General features: G+C 72.6%; 6 protein-coding genes and 1 pseudogene. All 7 read right to left on the minus strand.

The window, feature by feature from the left end:
• Window positions 1-22 precede the first annotated feature (22 nt).
• Entirely contained in the window at window positions 23-424 is a 402-nt protein-coding gene (locus PS467_RS35695; protein WP_311038683.1) for a hypothetical protein, read from the minus strand.
• Window positions 421-2001: a bifunctional 3-(3-hydroxy-phenyl)propionate/3-hydroxycinnamic acid hydroxylase MhpA gene (mhpA, locus tag PS467_RS35700; RefSeq protein ID WP_311038684.1), complete on the minus strand. Its 1581-nt coding sequence runs from the start codon at window positions 1999-2001 to the stop codon at window positions 421-423. Before mhpA ends, PS467_RS35695 begins: the two co-directional genes overlap by 4 nt.
• Window positions 1998-2846, minus strand: a complete 849-nt coding sequence (locus PS467_RS35705) for an NAD(P)H-binding protein (protein WP_311038685.1) — start codon at window positions 2844-2846, stop codon at window positions 1998-2000. Before PS467_RS35705 ends, mhpA begins: the two co-directional genes overlap by 4 nt.
• 16 nt (window positions 2847-2862) lie before the next feature.
• Window positions 2863-4038, minus strand: coding sequence for a 3-deoxy-7-phosphoheptulonate synthase (locus tag PS467_RS35710; RefSeq protein ID WP_311038686.1), 1176 nt, complete (start codon window positions 4036-4038; stop codon window positions 2863-2865).
• Window positions 4038-6884, minus strand: a complete 2847-nt coding sequence (locus PS467_RS35715) for a helix-turn-helix transcriptional regulator (RefSeq protein WP_311038687.1) — start codon at window positions 6882-6884, stop codon at window positions 4038-4040. Before PS467_RS35715 ends, PS467_RS35710 begins: the two co-directional genes overlap by 1 nt.
• Before the next feature lie 219 nt (window positions 6885-7103).
• Window positions 7104-12914: pseudogene (locus PS467_RS35720) on the minus strand (type I polyketide synthase); the annotation flags it as partial.
• Between the two features lie 35 nt (window positions 12915-12949).
• A complete protein-coding gene (locus tag PS467_RS35725; RefSeq protein WP_311038689.1) occupies window positions 12950-23236 on the minus strand; it encodes an SDR family NAD(P)-dependent oxidoreductase in 10287 nt (3428 codons plus the stop codon).
• Between the last annotated feature and the right edge of the window lie 29 nt (window positions 23237-23265).

The following is a 23265-nucleotide window of genomic DNA, read 5'->3' on the forward strand; positions in this document are numbered from 1 at the left end:
CGGCCGGCCGCGGCGGCCGCGTCTAGTCGACGAGCACCTTGACCGGGTCGCAGGACGCCCAGCACTCGGTGATCAGACCGTTCTCCACCTTGAGGATCTCGGTCAGCACCCGGGTGAACGTGGCACCCTCCGGCCCGATTTCGCCCGCGCCCGGACCCAGCTTGCCGATCACGCTCCAGTGCGTGGTGATGTACTCGTCCGTGATGATCGGCCCGACCAGGGTGGTGAATTTCGCCTCTTGGAAGATCGCGTTCACCGCCACCACCCACCTACGGACCGACTGCGCGTCGTTGATCGCGCTGAGGTCGCGGTCGGACTCCAGGCACAGCTTGAACCCGGGCGCGATGATCTCGTCGGTCAGATCCAGCTGGTTGTACCAGAGGTTGGTCCACTTCTCCCACAGGGACAGGTGCGTGGCGGTCATACGGGTCCTCCCGAGAGTGATCGTTGCGGCGTCGCGGACAGCAGCCCGCGACGCAGGTCGCCCACCAGCTCCGCCACCGACACACGGTCCGCGGCGGATCCGAAGACGTAGAAGTCCGGCCGCACCATCAGCGCGACCGCCGAGGACTCGGCCAGGAACGGCAGGTACACCCCGTCGTCGTCGGCCACCTCGCCCTCGCCCACCGGTGCCCCGGCCGGCACCACCCGCACCAGGCGGGTCCCGATGCCGGCCAGGAACTCCCGGTCGGCCTCGTCCAGCAGCGCCGCCGGGTCCTGCCCGGTCAGGAACACGAAGCCGCGTCCGGCCACGTCGTCGAAGCGTCCGGTGCCGGCGGTGCCGGTCACCCGGCCCTGCGGCATGTACGCGCCCGCGCCGGGGCCCGCCCCGGACAGCAGCCCCTCGGTCAGCGGCACCCCGCTGAGCTGTGGCGGCTCCTCGGCCTCCGGGTCGGCCGCCCGCGCCAGCAGCATGCTGTCGCGCACCGCGGCCGCGGCCGGGTCCAGCTCGCACACCATCTTGCCCAGCTCGATCGCGTAGCCGATGAAGTGCCGTAGGTGGCCGGTGCGTTCGACCGCGTAGCTGTCCAGCAGCGCCGGGTCGGCGCGGCCGCGCAGCACCAGGTCCAGCTTCCAGGCCAGGTTGGCCGCGTCCCGGACGCCGGCGCACATGCCCTGGCCGGCGAACGGGGGCATCAGATGCGCGGCGTCCCCGGCCAGCAGGATCCGGCCGCGCCGCCACTGGTCCACCCACTGCGCGCGGAAGGTATACACCGAGTGCCGGTGCATGGTGGCGTTGTCCGGGGTGACGCCGTGCGGTTCCAGCAGCCGCCAGGCGGTCTCCGGCCGGTTCAGCTCCTCGACGCTCTCGCCCGGCAGCCGCATGAATTCCCAGCGACGGTGTTCCAGACCGCCGGAGACCACCGTGGTCGGCCGGGCCGGGTCGCAGATCTGGAGGTTGTTCGGCCGGAACTCGCGCGGCTCGTCCAGCACCAGGTCGCAGAGCAGCCAGTCGTAGAAGAACCCCAGGTCGGTCACGGTGGACCGGATGGCATGGCGCACCACGCTGTGCGCGCCGTCGCAGCCCACCACCCAGGAGGCGGTGAACCGGCGCCGGCCCGCACCGACCTCCACGTGATCGTCCCGCTCGACGCAGCCGGTCACCTCCACGCCGCGCAGCAGCCGCAGGTTCGGCAGCCGCTCGGCCCTCTCCTGCAACACTCGCTCCAGCGCCGGCTGGTGGAAGACCACCGACCTCGGCCAGCCGGCCGACCCGGGCGGGTCGCCGGCCAGCTCCAGGCGCATCAGCACCTGGCCGTCGGCGGTGTGGAACTCGTAGTCGACCGCCGGGTCCCCGACCTCGTGCAGCCGGTCCCCGATCCCGGCGGCCGCCAGATACCGCGCGGTCTCCCCGTCGAAGTGCACCGCCCGCGGGAACGGGTACGGCCGCTCGTAGCGCTCCAGCACGGTCACCCGCCAGCCCTGCTGGGCCAGCAGTATCGCGGTCAGCCGGCCGACCGGCCCCCAGCCGACCACCAGCACGTCGCAGTCGGTGGTCACCGGAACGCCTCGATGTGGTCGGCGGCCCACTCCCGGTACGACCGCGGCGGCCGGCCCAGGACTTCCGCCACCGCCCCGTCGACCCGCACCAGGCTCTCGTCGGTGTTGCGCAGCATGGTCAGCATCGCGTCGGCGACCGCCGGCGGGTAGTGCAGCCGCTCCACCATCGCCGCCCGAGCCACCGCCTCCGGGAGTTCCTCGAACGCCACCGGCTCGCCGAGCAGGCCGGACAGCACGGCCACCTGCTCGGCGACCGTGATCACCTCGCCGCCGGTCAGCGTGTGCACCCGGGACCGGTGCGGGGCCGGGTCCGCCAGCACCCGGGCGGCCACCGCGCCCACGTCCCGGGGATCCACCGCCGAACTGCGGAAGTCCCTGCCGAAGGCCCGCACCACCCGCTCGGCGCGCACCGACGGTGCCCACGGCAGCGTGTTGGACATGAACGTGCCGCCGCGCAGCACCGTCCAGTCCAGGCCGGAGCCCTGGACCGCCGCCTCCGCCGCCAGGTTCGCCTGCTTGATGGCGCTGTCCCGCGCGCTGCCGGCCCGGATCGAGGACAGCAGCACCACATGCCGCACGCCCGCGTCGCGCACCGCGTCCACGATCGGCCCGGCCTGCGGTATCCCGGGCAGCACCAGGAGCAGGAACGCCCGGTCCACGCCGTCCAGCGCGGGACCCAGCGAGCCGGGGTCCGTCAGATCGCCGGTGACGACATCCACCGCCGTGGCCCAGCGCCGGGCGCCCTCGGGGTTCCGGGTGAGCACCCGGACCTTCTCTCCACGTTCCAGCAGCCGGTCGACGACCTCGCCGCCCACGGCCCCGGTAGCACCGGTCACCAAGATCACGGGATCCAGCCTCCTGTCAGAAAATGGCGTCGATCAGCTCGGACGCCTGCTCTACGGTCAACCTCGGGTCGCACAGCGACAGGTAGCGCTCGGTCAGCGCGTGCTCCTCCTCCGGGCGGCCGACGCACTCGGTCACCCGCTCCGCGGCCACCTCCAGGTGCAGCCCGCCCACATGCCGGCCGGCCCGCTCCACCACCCGGCGGAACTCCCGGCCCTCCGCGATCAGATCGGCCAGATACCGCGTCTTCAGCCCGCTCGCCGCCCGCCGGGTGTTGCCGTGCATCGGATCGCTCAGCCACACCACCGGGTGGCCGGCCGACACCACCGCCCGCACCAGCGGCGGCAGCGCCTCCGCGACCGCGTCCCGGCCCATCCGGAAGATCAATGTCAGCCGCCCCGGGACCCGGTCCGGGTCGAGCGCCGCGCACAGCCGCAGCAGCGTCTCCGGGTCGGTCGACGGGCCGATCTTGCAGCCCACCGGGTTGCGCACGGCGGCCAGCAGCGCCACATGCGCGTGGTCCAGCTGCCGGGTGCGCTCGCCGATCCACGGGAAGTGCGTGGAGCCCAGCAGCGATCGGCCGGCCGCCGGGTCATGCCGCACCAGACCGGCTTCGTAGTCCAGCACCAGCGCCTCATGGCTGCTCCACGGCCCCAGCCGCCCGCCGTCCGCCGCCTGGAGGCGCTGGGCGCGCAGGTCCCGCAGGATCTCCTCGCTCGCCTGGTACGCCCAGACCATCCGGCGCGGATCGGGCCGCCGGGCGAGCTCCGAGACCGTCTCCAGATTGACCATGTGCCCGCGGAAGACCGGTAGCGTCACCCCGTCGACCGTCTCGACCGGCGCCGACCGCGGCTTGGCGTACTGCCCGGCGATCCGCCCGATCCGCAGCACCGGCTGGCCGGTCCGCACCGCCATCCGGCCGGCCAGCTCCTCGATCGCCGCCACCTTCGCCGCGGTGTGCCCGGCACCCGACTCATAGAAGCTCTCCGCGCAGTCGCCCGCCTGCACCAGCCGGGCCTGGCCCCGCGCCACTTTCGCCAGGCCCCAGCCCAGGGCGGCCACCTCGGTGTGCGTCACCAGCGGCGCGGCGCCGCGCAGCCAGCCGAGCGCGGCGGCGTGCGCGGGGTGCGCGTCCCACTCCGGCTGCTGCGCGGCCGGCAGCGACTCCCACGCCGACGGCAGCGGTGCGCCCATCATGCGGACGTCGCGATGTCGTGGTGGAGCAGCGCGGGCAGCTCCTCGCGGTGCTTCACGCCCAGCTTCCGGTACACCTTCGTCAGATGCTGCTCGACCGTGCTCTCGGTGACGAACAGCTTCTCCGCGATGGCCCGGTTGGTGTAGCCGGCCGAGGCCAGCGTCGCCACCCGGCGCTCGGCCCGGCTGAGGAAGGTCAGCGCGGTGTCCTCCAACGCACCCGGCCCGTCCACCTCGTGCTCGGCCATGCCCGGGAACAGCTCCCGGCACAGCGGCTCGGCCTGGCAGCTGCGCGCCACGTGCCAGGCCCGGCGGGCCGTCTGCCGGGCCCGCCGTTGCTCGCCGGACGTGTGGTGCGCGTGGCTGAGGTCGGCCAGCGCCCGCGCCAGTTCGTAACGGTCCCCGGCGCCCTCCAGGATCTCCACCGCGTCCCCCAGCAGATCGGTGCGCTGCCGCTGGCTCCCGCACGCCGCGAGCAGCCGGAGCGCCTGCCCCCGCACCCGGCCGAAGTCGGTCCCCACCCAGGCCAGCTGTTCGTTCAGCAGCCGTCTGGCTTGCTCCCGGTTGCCTTGCCGCAGCCAGGTCTCGGCCGCGCCGGTGCGCCACGGCACCAGGCCCGGGGTGTCCAGCGCCCAGGAGCGCATCAGCTCGCCGCAGGCGAAGAAGTCGGCCAGGGCGGCGGCGTGGTTGTCGCATACGAGGTGGTAGTGGCCGCGCGCGTACAGGTAGTGCAGCCCGTACCGGCTCTCGAACATCGACGCCGGGACCGGCACCCGCAGATACTCGGCGGCCGTTCGCAGCTGCCCCCTCCGGGTGGCGGCCAGGATCAGCGAACTCAGCGGCAGGCCGGCGGCCGTGCCCCAGGCCGGCGCGGACACCTCCTCCAGCGCGGCCCGCGCCCGTTCGGTGGCCGCCGTCAGGTCACCGCGCCGGACCGCGATCTCCGCCGACACCGCGGCCAGCTCGGCCCGGGACATCGGCACCCGCGCGGTCCACGGATCCCGGCGCCACGCCTCGCACCAGCGGGCCGCCCGCTCCGTCCGGTCGGCGTACACCTCCGGCATCAGGCACAGCAGCGCGGACTCCCCGGTCCACACCGTGCCCCGCTGCACGCTGGCCTTGTGCAGCAACTGCTCGGCCCGTTCGGTGGCCTCCTCGTACCGCCCGTGGATCAGCACATCCGCCAGCACCGCGGAGAACCGCTGCCACGGCGCGGACCGGTCCGCCGGCCCCTCGGCCGCCGGCCGGCCCCGCAGCACCGGCCGGCGCCGCCGGGCCGGCCGCGGGTGGGTGCACATCAGCCACAGCTCGAACGCGCGCAGCCGGGCACCGGTGTCGGCCGCCTCGTCGGCCGGCGCGGCCCGCAGCCCCTCGATGAGCGTGGTGGCCTCCTCACAGTGGCCCTGCCACAGCAGTTGCCGGCACACCTCGATGGTGTCGCCGGCCGTCAGCAGACCGGCCCGTGCGTCCCCGACCAGCGGCTCCAGGTGCCGGGCCGCGGCGCGGGGGTCGCAGCGCCACTCCACCTGGGCCAGCCGGGCGCGGATCGCGGCCCGCTCCCGGCCGTCCCCGGCGCTGCGCAGCGCCTGCTCCAGGCAGTTCACGGCCACCTCGAACCGCTGCTCCAACAGATGGCTCTCGGCCGCGTCCAGCAGTACCCGGGTGGCCGGGATCCCGTCGGCGCCCTCGCCCGCGATGATGTGCGCGGCGACCGCGGTGGCCGGCTCGCCCCGTTCCTGTAACAGCCGGGCCGCGGCGCGGTGCAGCGCCACACGCTGTGGCGGCGACAGGTCATCGAGCACCCCGGCCCGGCCGTTGGGGTGCGCGAAATCCCCGTCGGTGAGCAGCCCGCCCGCCTCGAAGGCCCGGACGGTGTCGGCGACCACGTCCACGTTCACCCCGACCAGCCGGCTCAGCAACGCCTCCGAGGTGTACTCGCCCAGCACCGCAAGGCCCCGGACCACGGCCAGCCCGGCCGGCCCGGCGCGCCGCAGACTGGTCAGCAGCGCCTGCCGGTACGAGTGGCCGGCCATGTTCCGGCCGGTCCGCCAGTCGTCCAACAGGGCGCGCAGCAGCAGCGGGTTGCCGCCGCTGGCACGGAAGAACGCCGGCGCCAGCCGGTGCGCGGCCGACCGCCCGAGATGCCGGCCGATCAGCTCGGCGGCGCCCCGCTGCGACAGCCGGTCGACCGGGATCAGAGCGCTGTGCGGGTACCGCAACAGCTCGGTCCTGGCCGCCGCGAAGCCCGGGTGCGGGCCGACGTCGCTGGCCAGCACCACCAGCACGGGGGCCGGCCCGATCCGCCGGGCCAGCCACAGCAGCCACAGCACCGACTCCGGGTCGGCGTGCTGCACGTCGTCCACCGTGATCAGCGCCGGTGAACGGTTCACCAGGGCGAGCAGTTCCCTGCACAGCCCATGCAGCACCTGGGCGGCCAGCCGCTCGGTCGCCCCGGTATCGGGGGTGGACGCGAGCCTGTCGATCAGTTCCGCGGCCCGAGCCCGGAACGCCGCCGGCAGTGCGGGCGCCAGGAGCAGCTGGCTCACCACACCCAGCGGGAGCGCGCGCTCGGCCGGCGAACAGATCGCGTGCAGCCGCAGCAACTCCCCGTCGGCCCCGGGCCCGCCGTCCGCTGGTGTGCCGTCGCAGGGCGCGTCCGTACCGGGGCCGCCGGTGCGGTGCGGGCGTGCGCCGTCGGCGGACTGGGCGAACGAGTGCAGCAACTCCGTCTTGCCGGTCGCCGCCGCCCCCTCCACGAGGGCGATACTTCCCGTCCCCGACCTGGCCTGATGCAACAGCGTGGCGAGGCGGGACAGCTGCTCGTTCCTCTCCACCAATCTGGTCAAAGGTTCCTCCAGCGATCGAGCGTGTCCCCCCGTGCTGACCGAGTCCTTCCGGCGGCGCCGATGCTAGGTCTGGGCCGCGGCGGCGTTCCAGTGACGGAATTCCACCGGCCGTTCCACACGCCGGTCACCACCCGTCAGACAGCCGACCGGCCGACCACCCGTCGGGCGAGGTCAGGAGGGGGAAAGGCGGCGTGCGGCCGGGATGCCGCCGCCACCTCGTCAGCCCAGCTTCTCCAGCCACCCCAGCAGCGCCTCCGCGGTGTCCGCCACCTCGTCGGTCAGCACCGTGAAGTGATCGCCCGCCACCTCGATCAGGTCGTGCGGCAGCGGCCACGACGCCTGCCAGCCGTCCTGTCCGGCCATCTCCGGCGTGGGGCGGCCGGCCCGCAGGAACAGCGTCGGCGTGGTGACCGCGTGCGGTGTCCAGCCGGCGAACATCCGCAGGTAGGCACCCATCGCCAGCAGCGCGGCGTCGTCCGGCGCGCCCTCCTCCACCGCGGCCCGCGCGGGCAGCCCGAGCAGCCACTCCTGGGCCCGCGCGGCGCCGTCCAGCGGATAGGTGTCGATCAGTACCAGCCCCCGCGGCCCGCGGCCCAGCCGCTCCAGCTCGCCCGTGACGGCGTGCGCCACGGTGCCGCCCAGGGACCGGCCCACCAGCACGTACGGCTCGTCGCCGACGTGGTCGAGTACGGCCCGCGCGTGCATGCCGACCAGCGTCTCACGGTCCTCCGGTACGGCCTGACCGGTGCCGAAGCCGGGGTAGGGCAGCACCGCGCCGTCCAGGACCCCCTCCAGCCGACGGCCCAACGCGTCGTACTCGTGCGGGGTGGCCGCCGGAGTCACCGCCGGCACGCAGACCACCCTCGGCCGCCGCGGACCGGTCGACAGCGTCACCGGCCGCACGGCGTGCTCCGCGCTGTCGCGGCCCGAGAAGGTCGGCACCGACCAGGACGCACCGACCAGCATCTGGGTCGCCGCCTCGATCCGACCGTCCCGGTACAGCCGCTCGTACAGCGTGGCCACCGTGTAGGCCGACGACCGCGGTGAACGCCCGGCCGCCAGCCGCTCCCGCACGTGGTCGGCGAGCGCGGTGGCCGTCGGGTGGTCGAACACCACGGTCGCGGACAGCCGCAGCCCGGTGGCGGACGCCAGCCGGTTCCGCAGCTCGACCGCGGTCAGCGAGTCGAAGCCGAACTCCCGGAAGTCCCGCTCGGGATCGACCGCGCCGGCGTCGCCGTGCCCCAGCACCTCGGCGACCTGCTCGCACACCAGCTCCAGCGCCGACCCGGGGTCGACCACGGGCGGCGCCGCGATCGCGGCGCGCCGGGCGGTCGGCCGGGGCCGTCGGACCAGGTCCCGCAGCGCCTCCGGCACCGACTCCAGCCGGCCCAGTGTCCCGACGTCCAGCTTCACCGGCACCAGCACCGCCTCACCGGAGCCGACCGCCGCGTCGAAGAGCGCCAGCCCTTCGGCGTCCGACAGCGGCCGGAGCCCGTTGCGGGTCAGCCGGTCGTGGTCGGCTTGGGTGAGGTGGCGGGTCATGCCGGTGGTGCGGTCCCAGGCGCCCCAGGCGAGCGAGGTACCGGGCAGGCCGTGGCGGCGACGATGGGTGATCAGGGCGTCGAGAAAGGCGTTGGCGGCGGCGTAGTTGGCCTGGCCGGCGCTGCCGAGGGTGCCGGCGATCGACGAGAAGACCACGAAGAGGGTCAGGCCGTGATCGCGGGTGAGTTCGTGCAACCACCAGGCGGCGTCGGCTTTGGGTGCGAACGTGGTGGTCAGCGCGTCGGGGTCGAGGCGGTCGAGGGTGGTGTCGGCGAGGGCGCCGGCGGTGTGGATGATGCCGGTGAGGGGGCCGATGTCGTCGATGAGTGTGGCGAGGGCGGTGCGGTTGGTGAGGTCGCAGGAGCGGACGCGGACGTGGGCGCCGAGGTCGGTGAGTTCGGTGGTGAGTTCGGTGGTGCCGTCCGCGTCGGGTCCTTGGCGGCTGGCCAGGACCAGGTCGCGGACGCCGTGTTCGGCGACCAGGTGACGGGCGACCAGTGAGCCCAGTCCGCCGGTGCCGCCGGTGATCAGCACGGGGCCCGAGGAGAGGTCGGGCCGTTCGTCGGGGGACGCCCCGGCGTCCACCGGCCCGCGTGTCAGTCGGGGGAGGGTGATGGCGCCGTCGCGGATGCGGGCCTGGGGTTCGCCGGAGGCGATGACGGCGGGCAGGGCCTTGTGGGAGGCGGGGTGGTGGTCGGTGTCGATGAGGATGATGCGGTTGGGGTGTTCGGTTTGGGCGGTGCGGAGTAGTCCCCAGACGGCTGCGCCGGCGAGGTCGTCGTGGGTGGCTTCGACGACGAGGGGGGTGGTGGTGTTCTGGGCCAGGTGGTGTTGGACGTGGGCCAGGGTTTCGGTGGTGATGCGGTGGGTGTCGGCCAGGACGTCGTCGCCGACCGTCGGCACCGCGTACCGCTCGAACTCCGGGGCGACCTCGGGGCCGGTGAGCGGCGCGGGACGCCAGGCCAGTCGGTAGAGGTGCCGGCTGGACGGGGCGGTGGGGGCGGCGTGGCGCCGGGTGGCGAGGTGGTCGATGGTGATGACGGGCTGGCCGGTGGTGTCGGTGGCCAGCAGGCGGATGGCGCCGGTGTCGTCGATGTCCAGTCGGACTCGCAGGTGGGTGGCGCCGGTGGCGTGGACGGTGACACCGGAGAAGGAGAACGGCAGGTGGACGTCGCCGTCCTCGTCTTGTGCGGCGATCACCGCGGCGGGGTGGAGGGCGGCGTCGAGGAGTGCGGGGTGTAGGGGGTGGCCGGTGGTGGTGCCTGCGGTGGTGGGGAGTTGGATGTCGGCGTAGAGGGTGTTGTGGTGGTGGTGGAGGGTGCGGAGTCCTTGGAAGGCGGGGCCGTAGTGGAGTCCGGTGTTGGCGAGTTGTTGGTAGGCGTTGGTGAGGTCGATGGGGTGGGCGTCGGCTGGTGGTCGGGTGTCGTGTGGTGTGGGTGTGGGGGTGGGTGGGGTGTGGCGGCTGAGGGTGCCGGTGGCGTGGCGGGTCCAGGTGCCGTTGGTGTGGCGGCTGTGGAGGGCGAGGGGGCGGTGGCCGGTGGTGGTTTCGGGGCCTACGGTGATTTGGATGGGGGTGGGGTGGGTGAGGGTGAGGGGGGTGTGGATGACGAGTTCGTCGAGGGTGGTGTGGTCGGTTTCGTCGCCGGCTTGGATGGCCATGTCGAGGAGTGCTGTGCCGGGGACGATGACGGTGTTGCCGACTGTGTGGTCGGTGAGCCAGGGGTGGGTGGTGGTGGAGAGTCGGCCGGTGAGGATGAGTTCGCCGGTGTCGGCCACGGTGGTCATGGCGCCCAGGAGGGGGTGGTTCGTTGTGTCCAGGCCGGCTCCGGTCACCTCGGTGCCCCCGCCGGCGGCATCGTGCAGCCAGAAGTCCCGCCGTTGGAAGGGGTACGTCGGCAGGGATGTATGCCTCCCGGCCGGGGTGAGGGCCCGCCAGTCCACCGGGTGGCCCACGCTGAACACCTTGCCCAACGCGCTGAGCACGCTGTGGACTTCGTTGTGGTTGCGGCGGGTGGTGGGGATGAGGTGGGTGGTGGTGGGGAGGGTGGTGCGGGCGAGGGTGGTGAGGGTGGCGTCGGGGCCGATTTCGAGGTAGGTGGTGATGCCGTGGTGGTGGTGGAGGTGGTGGAGGGTGTCGGTGTAGCGGACGGGTGCGGTGATGTGGTGGGTCCAGTGGGTGGTGTCGGGGTGGGTGGGTGTTGCGGTGAGCATGCTGATGAGGGGGGTGTGTGGGGGGTGGTGGGTGAGGGTGTTGAGGGTGGTGGTGAAGGGGGTGAGGATGGGTTGCATGAGGGGGGAGTGGAAGGCGTGGCTGACGTTGAGCCAGTTGGTTTTGACGTTGAGTTGGGTGGCGATGTGGTGGAGGGTGGTGTGGTCGCCGGAGAGGACGGTGGTGTGGGGGCCGTTGATGGCGGCGATGGAGATGGTGTTTTTGTGGGCGGTGAGGTGGGGTTGGAGGGTGTGGGGGTCGGTGGCGATGGCGAGCATGGCGCCGCCGGGTGGGAGGTTTTGCATGAGGGTGGCGCGTGTGGTGATGAGGTGGATGGCGTCGGGGAGGGTGAGGGCGCCGGTGATGTGGGCGGCGGTGATTTCTCCGAGGGAGTGGCCGCATACGGCGTCGGGTTGGAGGCCCCAGGTTTGCCAGAGTCGGTAGAGGGCGGTTTCGAAGGCGAAGATGGCGATTTGTGCGTGGTCGGTGCGGTGGAGTGTGTCGGCTTGGTCGGGGTTGAACATGACGTCGCGTAGTTCGGGGCCGGTGAGTTCGAGGATGTCGTCGAGTGCTTCGGCGAAGGCGGGGAAGTGTTCGTAGAGTTGTCGTCCCATGCCGGGGCGTTGGGAGCCCTGTCCGGTGAACATCACCGCCAGCGGCCCGCGCCGGGGCGGGGTCGGCCGCATGGCGCGGAGCGCGGCGACGAACTCCTCACGGGTCTCCCCGACGACCACCGCGCGGTGCGGGAGGGTGGCGCGGGTGGTGTTGAGGGTGTGTGCGACGTCGCCGAGCGGCGCGTCGTCCTCCGCGACATGCGTGGCGAGCCGTCCGGCCAGGGCGGTCAGCGCGGGCTCGGTGTGCGCGGACAGCACCCAGGGCACCGGCCCGGCCGACGGCGCCTCCGGCACGTCGGGCTCCGGCGTGGCCGGGGCCTGTTCGAGGACCACATGCGCGTTGGTGCCGCTGATGCCGAACGAGGAGACCGCGGCGCGGCGGGGGCGCTGATCGGTGCTCGGCCAGTCCCGGGCCTCGGACAACAGCCGGACCTCGCCCTGCGACCAGTCGACATTCGGCGTCGGCTCGCTGATGTGCAGCGTCTTCGGCATCACACCGTGCCGCATGGCCAGCACCGTCTTGATGACGCCGGCCACCCCGGCGGCCGCCTGCGTATGGCCGATGTTGGACTTCAGCGACCCGAGGTACACCGGCAGCTCCCGGTGCTGCCCGTAGGTGGCGATCAGGGCCTGGGCCTCGATCGGATCGCCGAGCATGGTGCCGGTGCCGTGCGCCTCCACCACATCCACGTCGCTCGCGGTCAGCCGGGCGTCGGCGAGCGCGTCGCGGATCACGCGCTGCTGGGAGGGGCCGTTGGGGGCGGTGAGGCCGTTGGAGGCGCCGTCCTGGTTGACGGCGGTGCCGCGTACCACCGCCAGCACCGGGTGGCCGAGCCGCTGGGCGTCCGACAGCCGCTCCACCAGCAGCAGCCCGACGCCCTCGCTGAGCACGGTGCCGTCCGCGGCCGCGTCGAAGGCCTTGCACCGCGCGTCGGCGGCCAGCCCCCGCTGCCGGCTGAACTCCACGTACGGGTGCGGGACGGACATCACCGTGACGCCGCCGGCGACCGCGAGCGAGCACTCGCCGGAGCGCAGCGCCCGCACGGCGAGGTGCAGGGCGACCAGGGAGGAGGAGCAGGCGGTGTCCAGGGAGACGGCCGGTCCTTCGAAGCCGAAGGTGTACGAGACCCGGCCGGACGCCACGCTGGACGCGCTGCCGTTGCCGAGGTAGCCCTCCAACTCGGCGGGGAAGCCACGCAGACGGGTCACGTAGTCCTGGTACATGATGCCGGTGAACACGCCGGTGCGGCTGCCGCGCAGTGAGGTGGGGTCGATACCGGCGCGTTCCAGGACCTCCCAGGTGGCCTCCAGCAGCAGCCGCTGTTGCGGGTCCATGGCCAGCGCCTCACGCGGCGAGATGCCGAACGGGTCCGGGTCGAACGCGCCGGCCCGGTCCAGGAAGCCGCCCTCGCGGACGTACGTGGTGCCCGGGTGGTCCGGGTCCGGGTCGTACAGGCTGTCCAGGTCCCAGCCGCGGTCGGTGGGGAACGGCGAGACCGCGTCCCCTCCCGAGGCCACCAGCTCCCACAGCGACTCCGGCGAGTCGACGCCGCCGGGCAGCCGGCAGGCCATCCCCACGATGGCAACCGGCTCGGCCGCCCCCTCCTGGAGCGAGGCGTTCTCCCGGCGCAGCCGGGCGTTCTCCTTGGCCGACACGCGCAGCGCCTCGACAAGCTGTTCATTGGTCATCGTCGTACCCCTCAGGCTCCGGTTCCGTCCATCACGTGCCGGATCAGCGCCTCGGTGTCCATGGCGTCGATCAGGTCGTCCTCGTCGTGCTCGGCCGTGTCCGGTGCCTGCGCCGGGTCAGGACCGGCCAGCTTCAGCAGCGCCTCCAGCACGCCGGCGTCGCGGAACCGGGCGACCGGCACCTGCGCCAGGACCCGGCGCAGCTCCCGCTCGTCCGGGTCGTCGTCGGGTCCGGCGGCCGTCGGGGCGGGCGAGACCTGGTCCAGCAGGTACCGCGTGACAGCGCCGGCCGCCGGGTAGTCGAAGACGAGCGTGGCGGGCAGCCGGAGCCCGGTCATCGCCGACAGCCGGTTGCGGAACTCCACGGCGGTCAGGGAGTCGAAGCCGAGACTCTTGAACGCCTGGTCCGGCTCGATGGCGCCGGGGTCCGGATGCCCGAGCACCTGGGCGACCTGCTCGATCACCGACGCCAGCACCGACCGCTCCCGGCCCTCCGGGGCCAGCGCCGCGATCCGTTCCGTCCACGGTTCGGCCCCGTCGGCGCCCGCCCCGGCGGCCTGCCGGCGTGGCGCGCGCACCAGCCCACGCAGCAGGACCGGCACCGCGCCGGAGCGGCCGATGGCGGGCAGATCGAACGTGGCCGTCACCACCTGCCCGACGTCCGCGGCCAGCGCGCCGTCGAAGAGCTCCAGCCCCTGCTCATCGGTGAGCGACCGCAGACCCGCACGGGCCAGCCGGTCGTGGTCCGCGCGGGTGAGGTGGCGGGTCATACCGCTGGCGCGTTCCCACGAACCCCAGGCCAGCGAGGTGCCGGGCAGGCCCAGACCGCGGCGGTGGGTGACCAGGCCGTCGAGGAACCCGTTGGCCGCCGCGTAGTTGGCCTGGCCGGCGCTGCCGAGCACGCCGGCCAGCGAGGAGAAGACCACGAAGAGGGTCAGGTCCTGGTCGCGGGTGAGTTCGTGCAACCACCAGGCGGCGTCGGCTTTGGGTGCGAAGGTGGTGGTCAGTGCGTCGGCGTCGAGGTGGTCGAGGGTGGTGTCGGCGAGGGCTCCGGCGGTGTGGATGATGCCGGTGAGGGGGCCGATGTCGTCGATGAGTGTGGCGAGGGCGGTGCGGTCGGTGAGGTCGCAGGAGCGGACGCGGACGCGGGCGCCGTGGTGTTGGAGTTCGGTGGTGAGTTCGGTGGCGCCGTCCGCGTCGGGTCCTTGGCGGCTGGCCAGGACCAGGTCGCGGGCGCCGTGTTCGGTGACGAGATGGCGGGCGATGAGGGAGCCGAGGCTCCCGGTGCCGCCGGTGATCAGCACGGTTCCTTCGCCGATCGTCACCGGCTCGGTGGGAGCGACCACGGTCAGCCGGGGGACGGTGATGGCGCCGTCGCGGATACGGGCCTGGGGTTCGCCGGAGGCGATCAGGGTGGGGAGGGCCTTGTGGGAGGCGGGGTGGTGGTCGGTGTCGATGAGGATGATGCGGTTGGGGTGTTCGGTTTGGGCGGTGCGGAGTAGTCCCCAGACGGCTGCGCCGGCGAGGTCGTCGTGGGTGGCTTCGACGACGAGGGGGGTGGTGGTGTCGTGGGCCAGGTGGTGTTGGACGTGGGCCAGGGTCTCTGCGGTGATGCGGTGGGTGTCGGCCAGGACGTCGTCCCCGACCGTCGGTACGGTGTACCGCTCGAACTCCACGGCGCCACCGGACCCGCCCGCACCGGTCCAGGCGGTCCACTCCGGCCGGTACAGCGGCCCGGAGCGCGCACTCGCCGAACGCAACTGCTCGGGGCTGATCACCCGGCTCGCCAGGGACTCGACCGTCACCACCGGCTGGCCGGCCGGGTCGAACGCCCGCAGGCTCGCGGAGCCCGACGCGTCCCATTCCAGCTCGACCCGGAGGCGGGGGGCGCCGGTGGCGTGGATCCGCACGCCGGTCCAGGCGAAGGGCAGCCGGATCTCGTCCCCGTCGGAGACCGCGACCAGCGCGTGCAGGGCCGCGTCGAACAGCGCGGGGTGGATGCCGTAGCCGTCGGTGTCGCCGGCGTCCTCGGGGAGGTGGACGTCGGCGAGGAGTCGGTTGTCTTGGCGCCAGAGGGCTTGGAGGCCCTGGAAGGCGGGGCCGTATTCCAGTCCGGTGGTGGCGAGGTGGTGGTATGCCCCGTCCAGGTCGATGGGTTCGGCGTTGGTGGGGGGCCAGGTGGCTTCGGGGGTGGGGGGTGTGGTGTGGGTGCGGGTGAGGGTGCCGGTGGCGTGGGCGGTCCAGGGGGCGTCCGGGCTGGTGCGGGTGTGGATGGTGAGGGTGCGGGTGGTGGTGTCGTCCGGTGGGTTGATGGTGATCTGGATGGTGGTGGGGTGGGTGAGGGTGATGGGGGTGTGGATGATGAGTTCGTCGAGGGTGGTGTGGTGGGTGTGGTCGCCGGCGTGGAGGGCCATGTCGACCAGTGCGGTGCCGGGGAGGAGTGGGATGCCGTTGACGGCGTGGTCGGCGGTCCAGGGGTGGTGGGCCGGGTTGAGATGCCCGGTGAGGATGGTGGCCCCGGTTTCCGCGAGCGTGGTGGTCGCGGAGACGAGCGGATGCGGGGTCGGGACGAGTCCGAGCTGGGTGGCGTCCTGGGGGCCGGCCACGGTTTTGTCGTTGAGCCAGTAGCGGGTGTGTTGGAAGGGGTAGGTGGGGAGGGGGATGGTGGTGGCTGGTGGGATGAGGGTGTGCCAGGTGATGGGGTGGCCGTGGGTGTGGGCGTGGCCGAGTGCGGTGAGGAAGGCGTGGGTGTCGTCTTGGTTGTTGTGGAGGGTGTGGATGGTGGTGGTGTTGGGGTTGGTTTCTTGGATGCTGGGGGTGAGGGTTGGGTGGGGGCTGGTTTCGATGTAGGTGGTGTAGCCGTTGTGGGTGAGGTGTTCGATGGCGGGTTGGAAGAGGACGGGTTGGCGGAGGTTGCGGTACCAGTAGTCGGCGTTGAGGGTGGGGGTGGTGATCCAGGTGTTGTCGGTGGTGGAGTAGAGGGGGGTGGTGGGTGTTTGGGGGGTGATGGGGGCGAGGATTTCTTTCAGTTGGTGGTGGAGTTGGTCGATGTGGCCGGAGTGGCCGGCGAAGTCGACGCTGGGGAGTTGCCAGCGCATGATGTGGTGGTGGGCGAGTTGTTTGGTGAGGTGGTTGATGGCTTGGGGGTCGCCGGTGATGGTGGTGTTGTTGGGTGCGTTGTGGGCGGCGATCCAGATGCGGGTGTTCCAGTGGTCGGGGTTGGTGATGTTGCGGATTTTTTCGGGTGGTGCGAGGACGCTGATCATGGTGCCGTGGCCGGTGAGGGGGAGGAGTGCTTTGCTGCGGAGGGTGGTGATGCGGGCGGCGTCTTGGAGGGTGAGGGCTCCGGCGGTGTAGGCGGCGGCGATTTCGCCTTGGGAGTGGCCGATGATGGCGTCGGGGGTGAGGCCGTGGTGTTGCCAGAGGGTGGCGAGGGCGACCATGGTGGTGAAGAGGACGGGTTGGATGACATCGACGCGGTTCCAGGTGGGGGCGTGGGGTTGTTGGGTGAGGATGTCGGTGACGGACCAGTCGATGTGTTCGGAGAGGGCGGTGTCGATTTCGTGGATGGTGTCGCGGTAGAGGGGTGAGGTTTCCCAGAGGCGTTGTCCCATGCCGATCCATTGGGAGCCTTGGCCGGGGAAGACGAGGACGGTTTTTCCGCCGTCGGGGGTGTGTCCGGTGAGGTTGTCGAGTGCGGTGTCGAATTCTTCGCGGGTGGAGCCGACGAGGACGGCGCGGTGGGGGAGTGTGGTGGAGCGCTGGGTGATGAGGGTGTGTGCGATGTCGTGGACCGTGCCGGTGGTTTCCGTCACCAGTTGACGGGCCAGGTCTTTGAGTGCGGCCTCGTTCTGCGCGGAGAGCACCCACGGCACCGGACCGGAGGGCACGGACTGCTCCGGGGTGTCCTCCGCCGTCTCGTCGGGCTCCGCCTCGGGTGCCTGCTCCAAGACCACGTGCGCGTTCGTCCCGCTCGCGCCGAATGACGAGACCCCCGCGCGCCGGGGACGTTCGTCCGAGCCCGGCCAGTCCCGGGGCTGGGCCAGGAGTTCGACGGCGCCCGCTGACCAGTCGACCTCCGGAGTCGGCTCGTCGATGTGCAGGCTCTTGGGCATCACGCCGTGGCGCATGGCCATGACGGTTTTGATGACGCCGGCCACCCCGGCGGCGGCCTGGGTGTGCCCGATGTTCGACTTCAGCGAGCCCATCCACACCGGCTGGTCGCGGTCCTGCCCGTAGGCGGCGATGATCGCCTGGGCCTCGATCGGATCGCCGAGTTTGGTGCCGGTGCCGTGGGCTTCGATGAGGTCGATGTCGGTCGGGGTGAGGTGGGCGTTGGTGAGGGCGTCGCGGATGACGCGTTGTTGGGAGGGGCCGTTGGGGGCGGTGAGGCCGTTGGAGGCGCCGTCCTGGTTGACGGCGGTGCCGCGTACTACCGCCAGTATCGGGTGGCCGAGGCGTTGTGCGTCGGAGAGTCGTTCGATGAGGAGGACTCCGGCGCCTTCGGACCAGGCGGCGCCGTCGGCGGTGGCGGCGAAGGATTTGCAGCGTCCGTCGGGGGAGAGGCCGCGTTGGCGGCTGAACTCGATGTAGGAGGAGGGGGAGGCCATGACGGTGACGCCGCCGGCGACGGCGAGGGTGCATTCGCCGGCGCGCAGGGCCTGGACGGCGAGGTGCAGGGCGACCAGGGAGGAGGAGCAGGCGGTGTCGACCGACACCGACGGGCCCTCGAACCCGAACGTGTACGACACCCGGCCGGAGACGACGCTGCCCGATCCCCCGTTGCTGGTGTACCCCTCCAGCTCGGACGGGAAGTGCCGCAGGCGGGAGATGTAGTCGTGGTACATGACGCCGGCGAAGACGCCGGTGCGGCTGCCGCGGAGTGAGGTGGGGGCGATGCCGGCGCGTTCCAGGACCTCCCAGGTGGTCTCCAGCAGCAGCCGCTGCTGCGGGTCCATGGTCAGCGCTTCGCGGGGGGAGATGCCGAACAGGGCGGCGTCGAAGTCGCCCGCGTCGTAGAGGAAGCCGCCTTCGCGGACGTAGGAGGTGCCGGGGTGGTCCGGGTCGGGGTGGTAGAGGTGATCCAGGTCCCAGCCACGATCGGTCGGGAACGGCGAGATCGCGTCCGTGCCCGACGCGACCAGGTCCCACAGCTCCTCGGGCGAGGTGACGCCGCCGGGGTAGCGGCAGGCCATGCCGACGATCGCGATCGGCTCGCTGTCCGTGGCCGACACCGGTGTCACCCACGGGTCCGGTACCGCCGGCGTGGCCTGGCCGGAGAGCCGTTCGGCCAGCAGCCCGGCGACCGCGGCGGTGGTCGGGTAGTCGAAGATCAGGGTTGCCGGGAGGCGCAGTCCGGTCGCGGCGGTCAGCTGGTTGCGCAGCTCGACGGCGGTCAGCGAGTCGAAGCCCAGCTCGTTGAAGGCCTGGTCGACGGCGATCCGGCGGGCGTCGCTGTGCCCCAACACCGAGGCCACCCGACCGCGTACCAGCTTGACCATGGCGTTCACCCGGTCCTGCGGGGCCATCGCCGCGACCTGGTCGGCCAACGAGGCGTCGCCCGCGTTGCCCGCCTGCCGCCGACCGCGCCGGACGACCAGGCCCCGCAGCACCTCCGGCACCGCCTCGGCCCGGCCGAGCGCGGCCAGGTCCAGCCTCGCCGCGACCACCGGGCCGGCCCCGGCGGCCAGGGCCGCGTCGAACAGGGCGGTTCCCTCGGTGTCCGACAGTGGGCGCAGTCCGGCGCGGGCTTGCCGGTTCCGGTCGGTCGCGCTGAGGCTCCGGGTCAGTCCGCCGACCCGCTGCCAGGATCCCCAGGCGAGTGAGGTGCCTGGCAGGCCCTGGCGGTGGCGGTGGGTGGCCAGGGCGTCGAGGAAGCTGTTGGCGGCGGCGTAGTTGGCCTGCCCGGGTGAGCCCAGGACGCCGGCGACGGAGGAGAAGAGGGCGAAGAGGGTGAGGGGGTGGTCCTGGGTGAGTTCGTGGAGCCACCAGGCGGGGTCGGCTTTGGGCGCGAAGGTGGTGGTCAGTGCGTCGGCGTCCAGGTGGTCGATGGTGGTGTCGGCCAAGGCCCCGGCGGTGTGGATGACCCCGGTGAGGGGGCCGATGTCGTCGATGAGTGTGGCGAGGGCGGTGCGGTCGGTGAGGTCGCAGGAGCGGACGCGGACGCGGGCGCCGAGGTCGGTGAGTTCGGTGGTGAGTTCGGTGGCGCCGTCCGCGTCGGGTCCCTGGCGGCTGGCCAACACCAGTTCGCGGGCGCCGTGTTCGGCCACGAGGTGGCGGGCGACGAGGGAGCCGAGGCTGCCGGTGCCGCCGGTGATGAGGATCGTTCCGTCGCCGATCGTGACCGGTTCGGTGTCCGCGGCCAGGCGTGCGAGCCGGGGGAGGGTGACCGCGCCGTCGCGGATGCGGGCCTGGGGCTCGCCGGAGGCGACCAGGGCGGGCAGGATCTCTCGGGAGGCGGGGTGGTCGTCGGTGTCCACCAGCACGATGCGGCCCGGGTGTTCGGTCTGGGCGGTGCGGAGCAGCCCCCAGACGGCCGCGCCGGCGAGGTCGTCGTAGGGCGCTTGGACGACGAGCGGGGCGGTGGTCCCGGTCAGGTGCCGCTGGACGTGTGCGAGTGCGTCGGTGGTGGCTCGGTGGGTGTCGGCCACGACGTCATCACCGGCCGGCTCCACCACATACCGCTCGAAGACCGGCACGGTCGTCGGCGTCGCCGGAGTGTGGGAGACCCACTCCAGGGCGTACAGGCCGTTCGGACCCGAGCCGGCCCGCCGCAGCTGGTCGGCGGTGACCGGCCGGGTGACCAGCGCGTCGACGGTGACGACCGGCCGGCCGGTGGTGTCGGTGGCCAGGAGGCGGACGGCGCCCGTGTCGTCGGTGTCCAGCCGGACCCGCAGCCTCGTCGCGCCGGTGGCGTGCACCGCGACGCCGGTCCAGGCGAACGGCAGCCTGATCTCGGACAGCTCGGCCGTGCCGGCGACCGCGTGCAACGCCGCGTCGAACAGCGCCGGGTGCACCGCGTAGCCGTCGGCGTCCCCGGCCGCGTCGGGCAGGGTGACGTCCGCGTACAGGCTGCCGTCCTGCCGCCAGAGCGCCTCCAGTCCCTGGAAGGCGGCCCCGTAGACCAGCCCGCCGTCCGCCAACCGCTCGTACAGCCCGGTCAGATCGACCGCCTCCGCCCCGGCGGGCGGCCAGCTCCGTGGTGGAACGTGCGCCTCCGCCTCCTGGGCGAGGGTGCCCACCGCGTGCTCGACCCAGTCGCCGTCGTCCCGCCGGGCGTGCACGGACACCGGGCGGCGCCCGTCCGCCTCCGCCGGTCCCACACTGACCTGCACGGCGGCGGCCCGGTCGAGCACCAGCGGGGTCTGCACGACCAGCTCGTCCAGGACACCGCAGCCGACCTCGTCGCCAGCCCGGATCGCCATGTCGACCAGCGCGGTGCCCGGCAGGACGACCGTGCCGGCGACCGCGTGGTCGGCCAGCCACGGCATCGAGGCCACCGACAGCCGGCCCGACAGCACGACCGCGCCGCTGCCGGCGATCGTGGTCACCGCGCCCAGCAGCGCGTACCGCGTCGGCAGCAGCCCCAGACCGGTGGCGTCGCCGGCCGAGCCGGACCCGCGCTCCAGCCAGTACCGGTCCCGCTGGAACGGGTAGGTCGGCAGGTCCACCCGCCGGCCCTCCCCGACCACCGCGTCCCAGTCCACCCGGGCGCCCCCGATGTGGAGCTCGCGCGCCGCGGCGAGCAGCGCCGCCACGTCGTGGTGGTCACGCCGCAGCGTCCCGGTGACGACCGCTTCCGGGCAGCTCTCCCGCATGCTCGTGGTGAGCACCGGATGCGGGCTGACCTCGACGAACACATCGAAGCCGGCCTCGGAGAGCCGGCCCACCGCGTCATGGAACCACACTGTCTGGCGCAGGTTCCGGTACCAGTAGCCGGCGTCCATCGAGGCGGTGTCGATCCAGTCCCGCTCCACGGTGGAGAACAGCGGCACCGGCGACGTCACCGGCCGGACGTCCGCCAGCGTCCGGGCCAGCTCCTCCTCGATCCGCTCCACCTGCGCCGAGTGCGACGCGTAGTCCACCGCGACTCGCCGCGCGCGGTCCTCGGTGGCCAGCAGCTCCTCCAGCGCGGCCACCTGACCGGACACCACCACTGCCTCCGGCCCGTTCACCACCGCGACCGACAGCCGGCCCTCCCACTGGCGCAGCAGGTCCTCCACGTATGCCACCGACCGCTGGACGACGACCATGCCGCCCTCTCCGGCCAGCGCGGTCAGCGCCCTGCTGCGCAGCGCGACCACCCGGGCCGCGTCGCGCAACGACAGCCCGCCCGCCACGTACGCGGCGGCGATCTCGCCCTGCGAGTGCCCCACCACGGCGGCGGGCTCCACGCCGTAGGACCGCCACACCTCGGCCAGCGCCACCATCACCGTGAACAGCACCGGCTGGACCACATCCACCCGGTCCAGGTCCGGTGTCCCCGGCTCGCCGGCCAGCACGGCCGCGGCCGACCACTCCACGAACTCGGCCAGCGCGCGGTCGGTGCGCAGCACGCTGTCACGGAACACGGCGGAGCTCTCCCACAGCCGTCGGCCCATACCGATCCACTGCGAACCCTGACCGGGAAAGACGAGGGCCACCTTCGACGCCCTGCCGGACCCGCAGGTCAGCGCGTCGAGTTCGGCGGCGAAGTCCTCCCGCGTCGCCCCGATCATGACCGCCCGGCAGGGCAGCGCGGCGCGACCGCGCAGCAGCGAGTGGGCCACGTCCGCCACGTGTCCCTCGCTCCGTGTCACCAGCCGCCGCGCCAGCTCCCGCAGGGCGGGTTCGGTGTGTGCGGAGAGTATCCAGGGCACGGGTCCGGTCGGGGGTGTGTGTGAGGTGTCGGGTTCTGGTGTGGTGGGTTCTGGTGTGGTGGGGGCTTGTTCGAGGATGACGTGGGCGTTGGTGCCGCTGACGCCGAAGGAGGAGATGCCTGCGCGGCGGGGGTGGTGGTCGGTGGTGGGCCAGTCGCGGGGTTCGGTGAGGAGTTCGACGGTGCCGGCGGTCCAGTCGACTTCGGGGGTCGGTTCGTCGATGTGCAGGGTTTTGGGCATCACGCCGTGGCGCATGGCCATGACGGTTTTGATGATGCCAGCCACTCCTGCGGCGGCTTGGGTGTGGCCGATGTTGGATTTCAGGGAGCCCATCCACAGCGGTTGGTCGCGGTGTTGTCCGTAGGTGGCGATGAGGGCTTGGGCTTCGATCGGGTCGCCGAGTTTGGTGCCGGTGCCGTGGGCTTCGATGAGGTCGATGTCGGTGGGGGTGAGGTGGGCGTTGGTGAGGGCGTCGCGGATGACGCGTTGTTGGGAGGGGCCGTTGGGGGCGGTGAGGCCGTTGGAGGCGCCGTCCTGGTTGACGGCGGTGCCGCGTACCACGGCGAGTATCGGGTGGCCGAGGCGTTGTGCGTCGGAGAGTCGTTCGATGAGGAGGAGGCCGATGCCTTCGGCCATGCCGAAGCCGTTGGCGTTGGCGGCGAAGGCTTTGCAGCGGCCGTCGTCGGCGAGGCCGCGTTGTCGGCTGAACTCGATGAACGGTGCCACCGATGCCAGGACGGTGACGCCGCCGGTGACGGCGAGGGTGCACTCGCCGGAGCGCAGTGCCTGGACGGCGAGGTGCAGGGCGACCAGGGAGGAGGAGCAGGCGGTGTCCAGGGAGACGGCCGGGCCCTCGAAGCCGAAGGTGTACGAGACCCGGCCCGAGGCCACGCTCGCCGCGCTGCCGTTGCCCAGATAGCCCTCCAACTGGTCCGTGTCGTCGGCCGACCAGTCGGCGTAGTCATTGTGGATCACTCCGGTGAACACGCCGGTACGGCTGCCGCGCAGGGTCTCCGGGTCGATGCCGGCGCGTTCCAGGACCTCCCAGGTGGCCTCCAGCAGCAGCCGCTGCTGCGGGTCCATGGCCAGCGCCTCACGTGGCGAGATGCCGAAGAACGCGGGGTCGAACCCGGCCGCGTCGTCCAGGAAGCCGCCCTCCCGGGCGTACGTCGTGCCCGGGTGGTCGGGGTCCGGATCGTAGACGCCTTCCAGGTCCCAGCCCCGGTCGGTGGGGAACGCGGAGACGCCGTCGCGACCGGCGGCGACCAGCTCCCACAGCGACTCCGGCGAGTCGACGCCGCCCGGCAGCCGGCACGCCATGCTCACGATCGCGATCGGCTCGCGGTCCCTGGCTTCCAGCTCATGGATCTGCTGCCGGGCGTCACGCAGGTCGGCGGCGGCCTTCTTGAGGTAGTGCAGAAACTCGTCTTCGTTCGCCATCGGTGCTCAGCTCCATACGTGAACCGGAA

Origin of the sequence: Streptomyces luomodiensis (assembly GCF_031679605.1) — a bacterium.
GTDB classification, from domain to species: Bacteria; Actinomycetota; Actinomycetes; order Streptomycetales; family Streptomycetaceae; genus Streptomyces; species Streptomyces luomodiensis.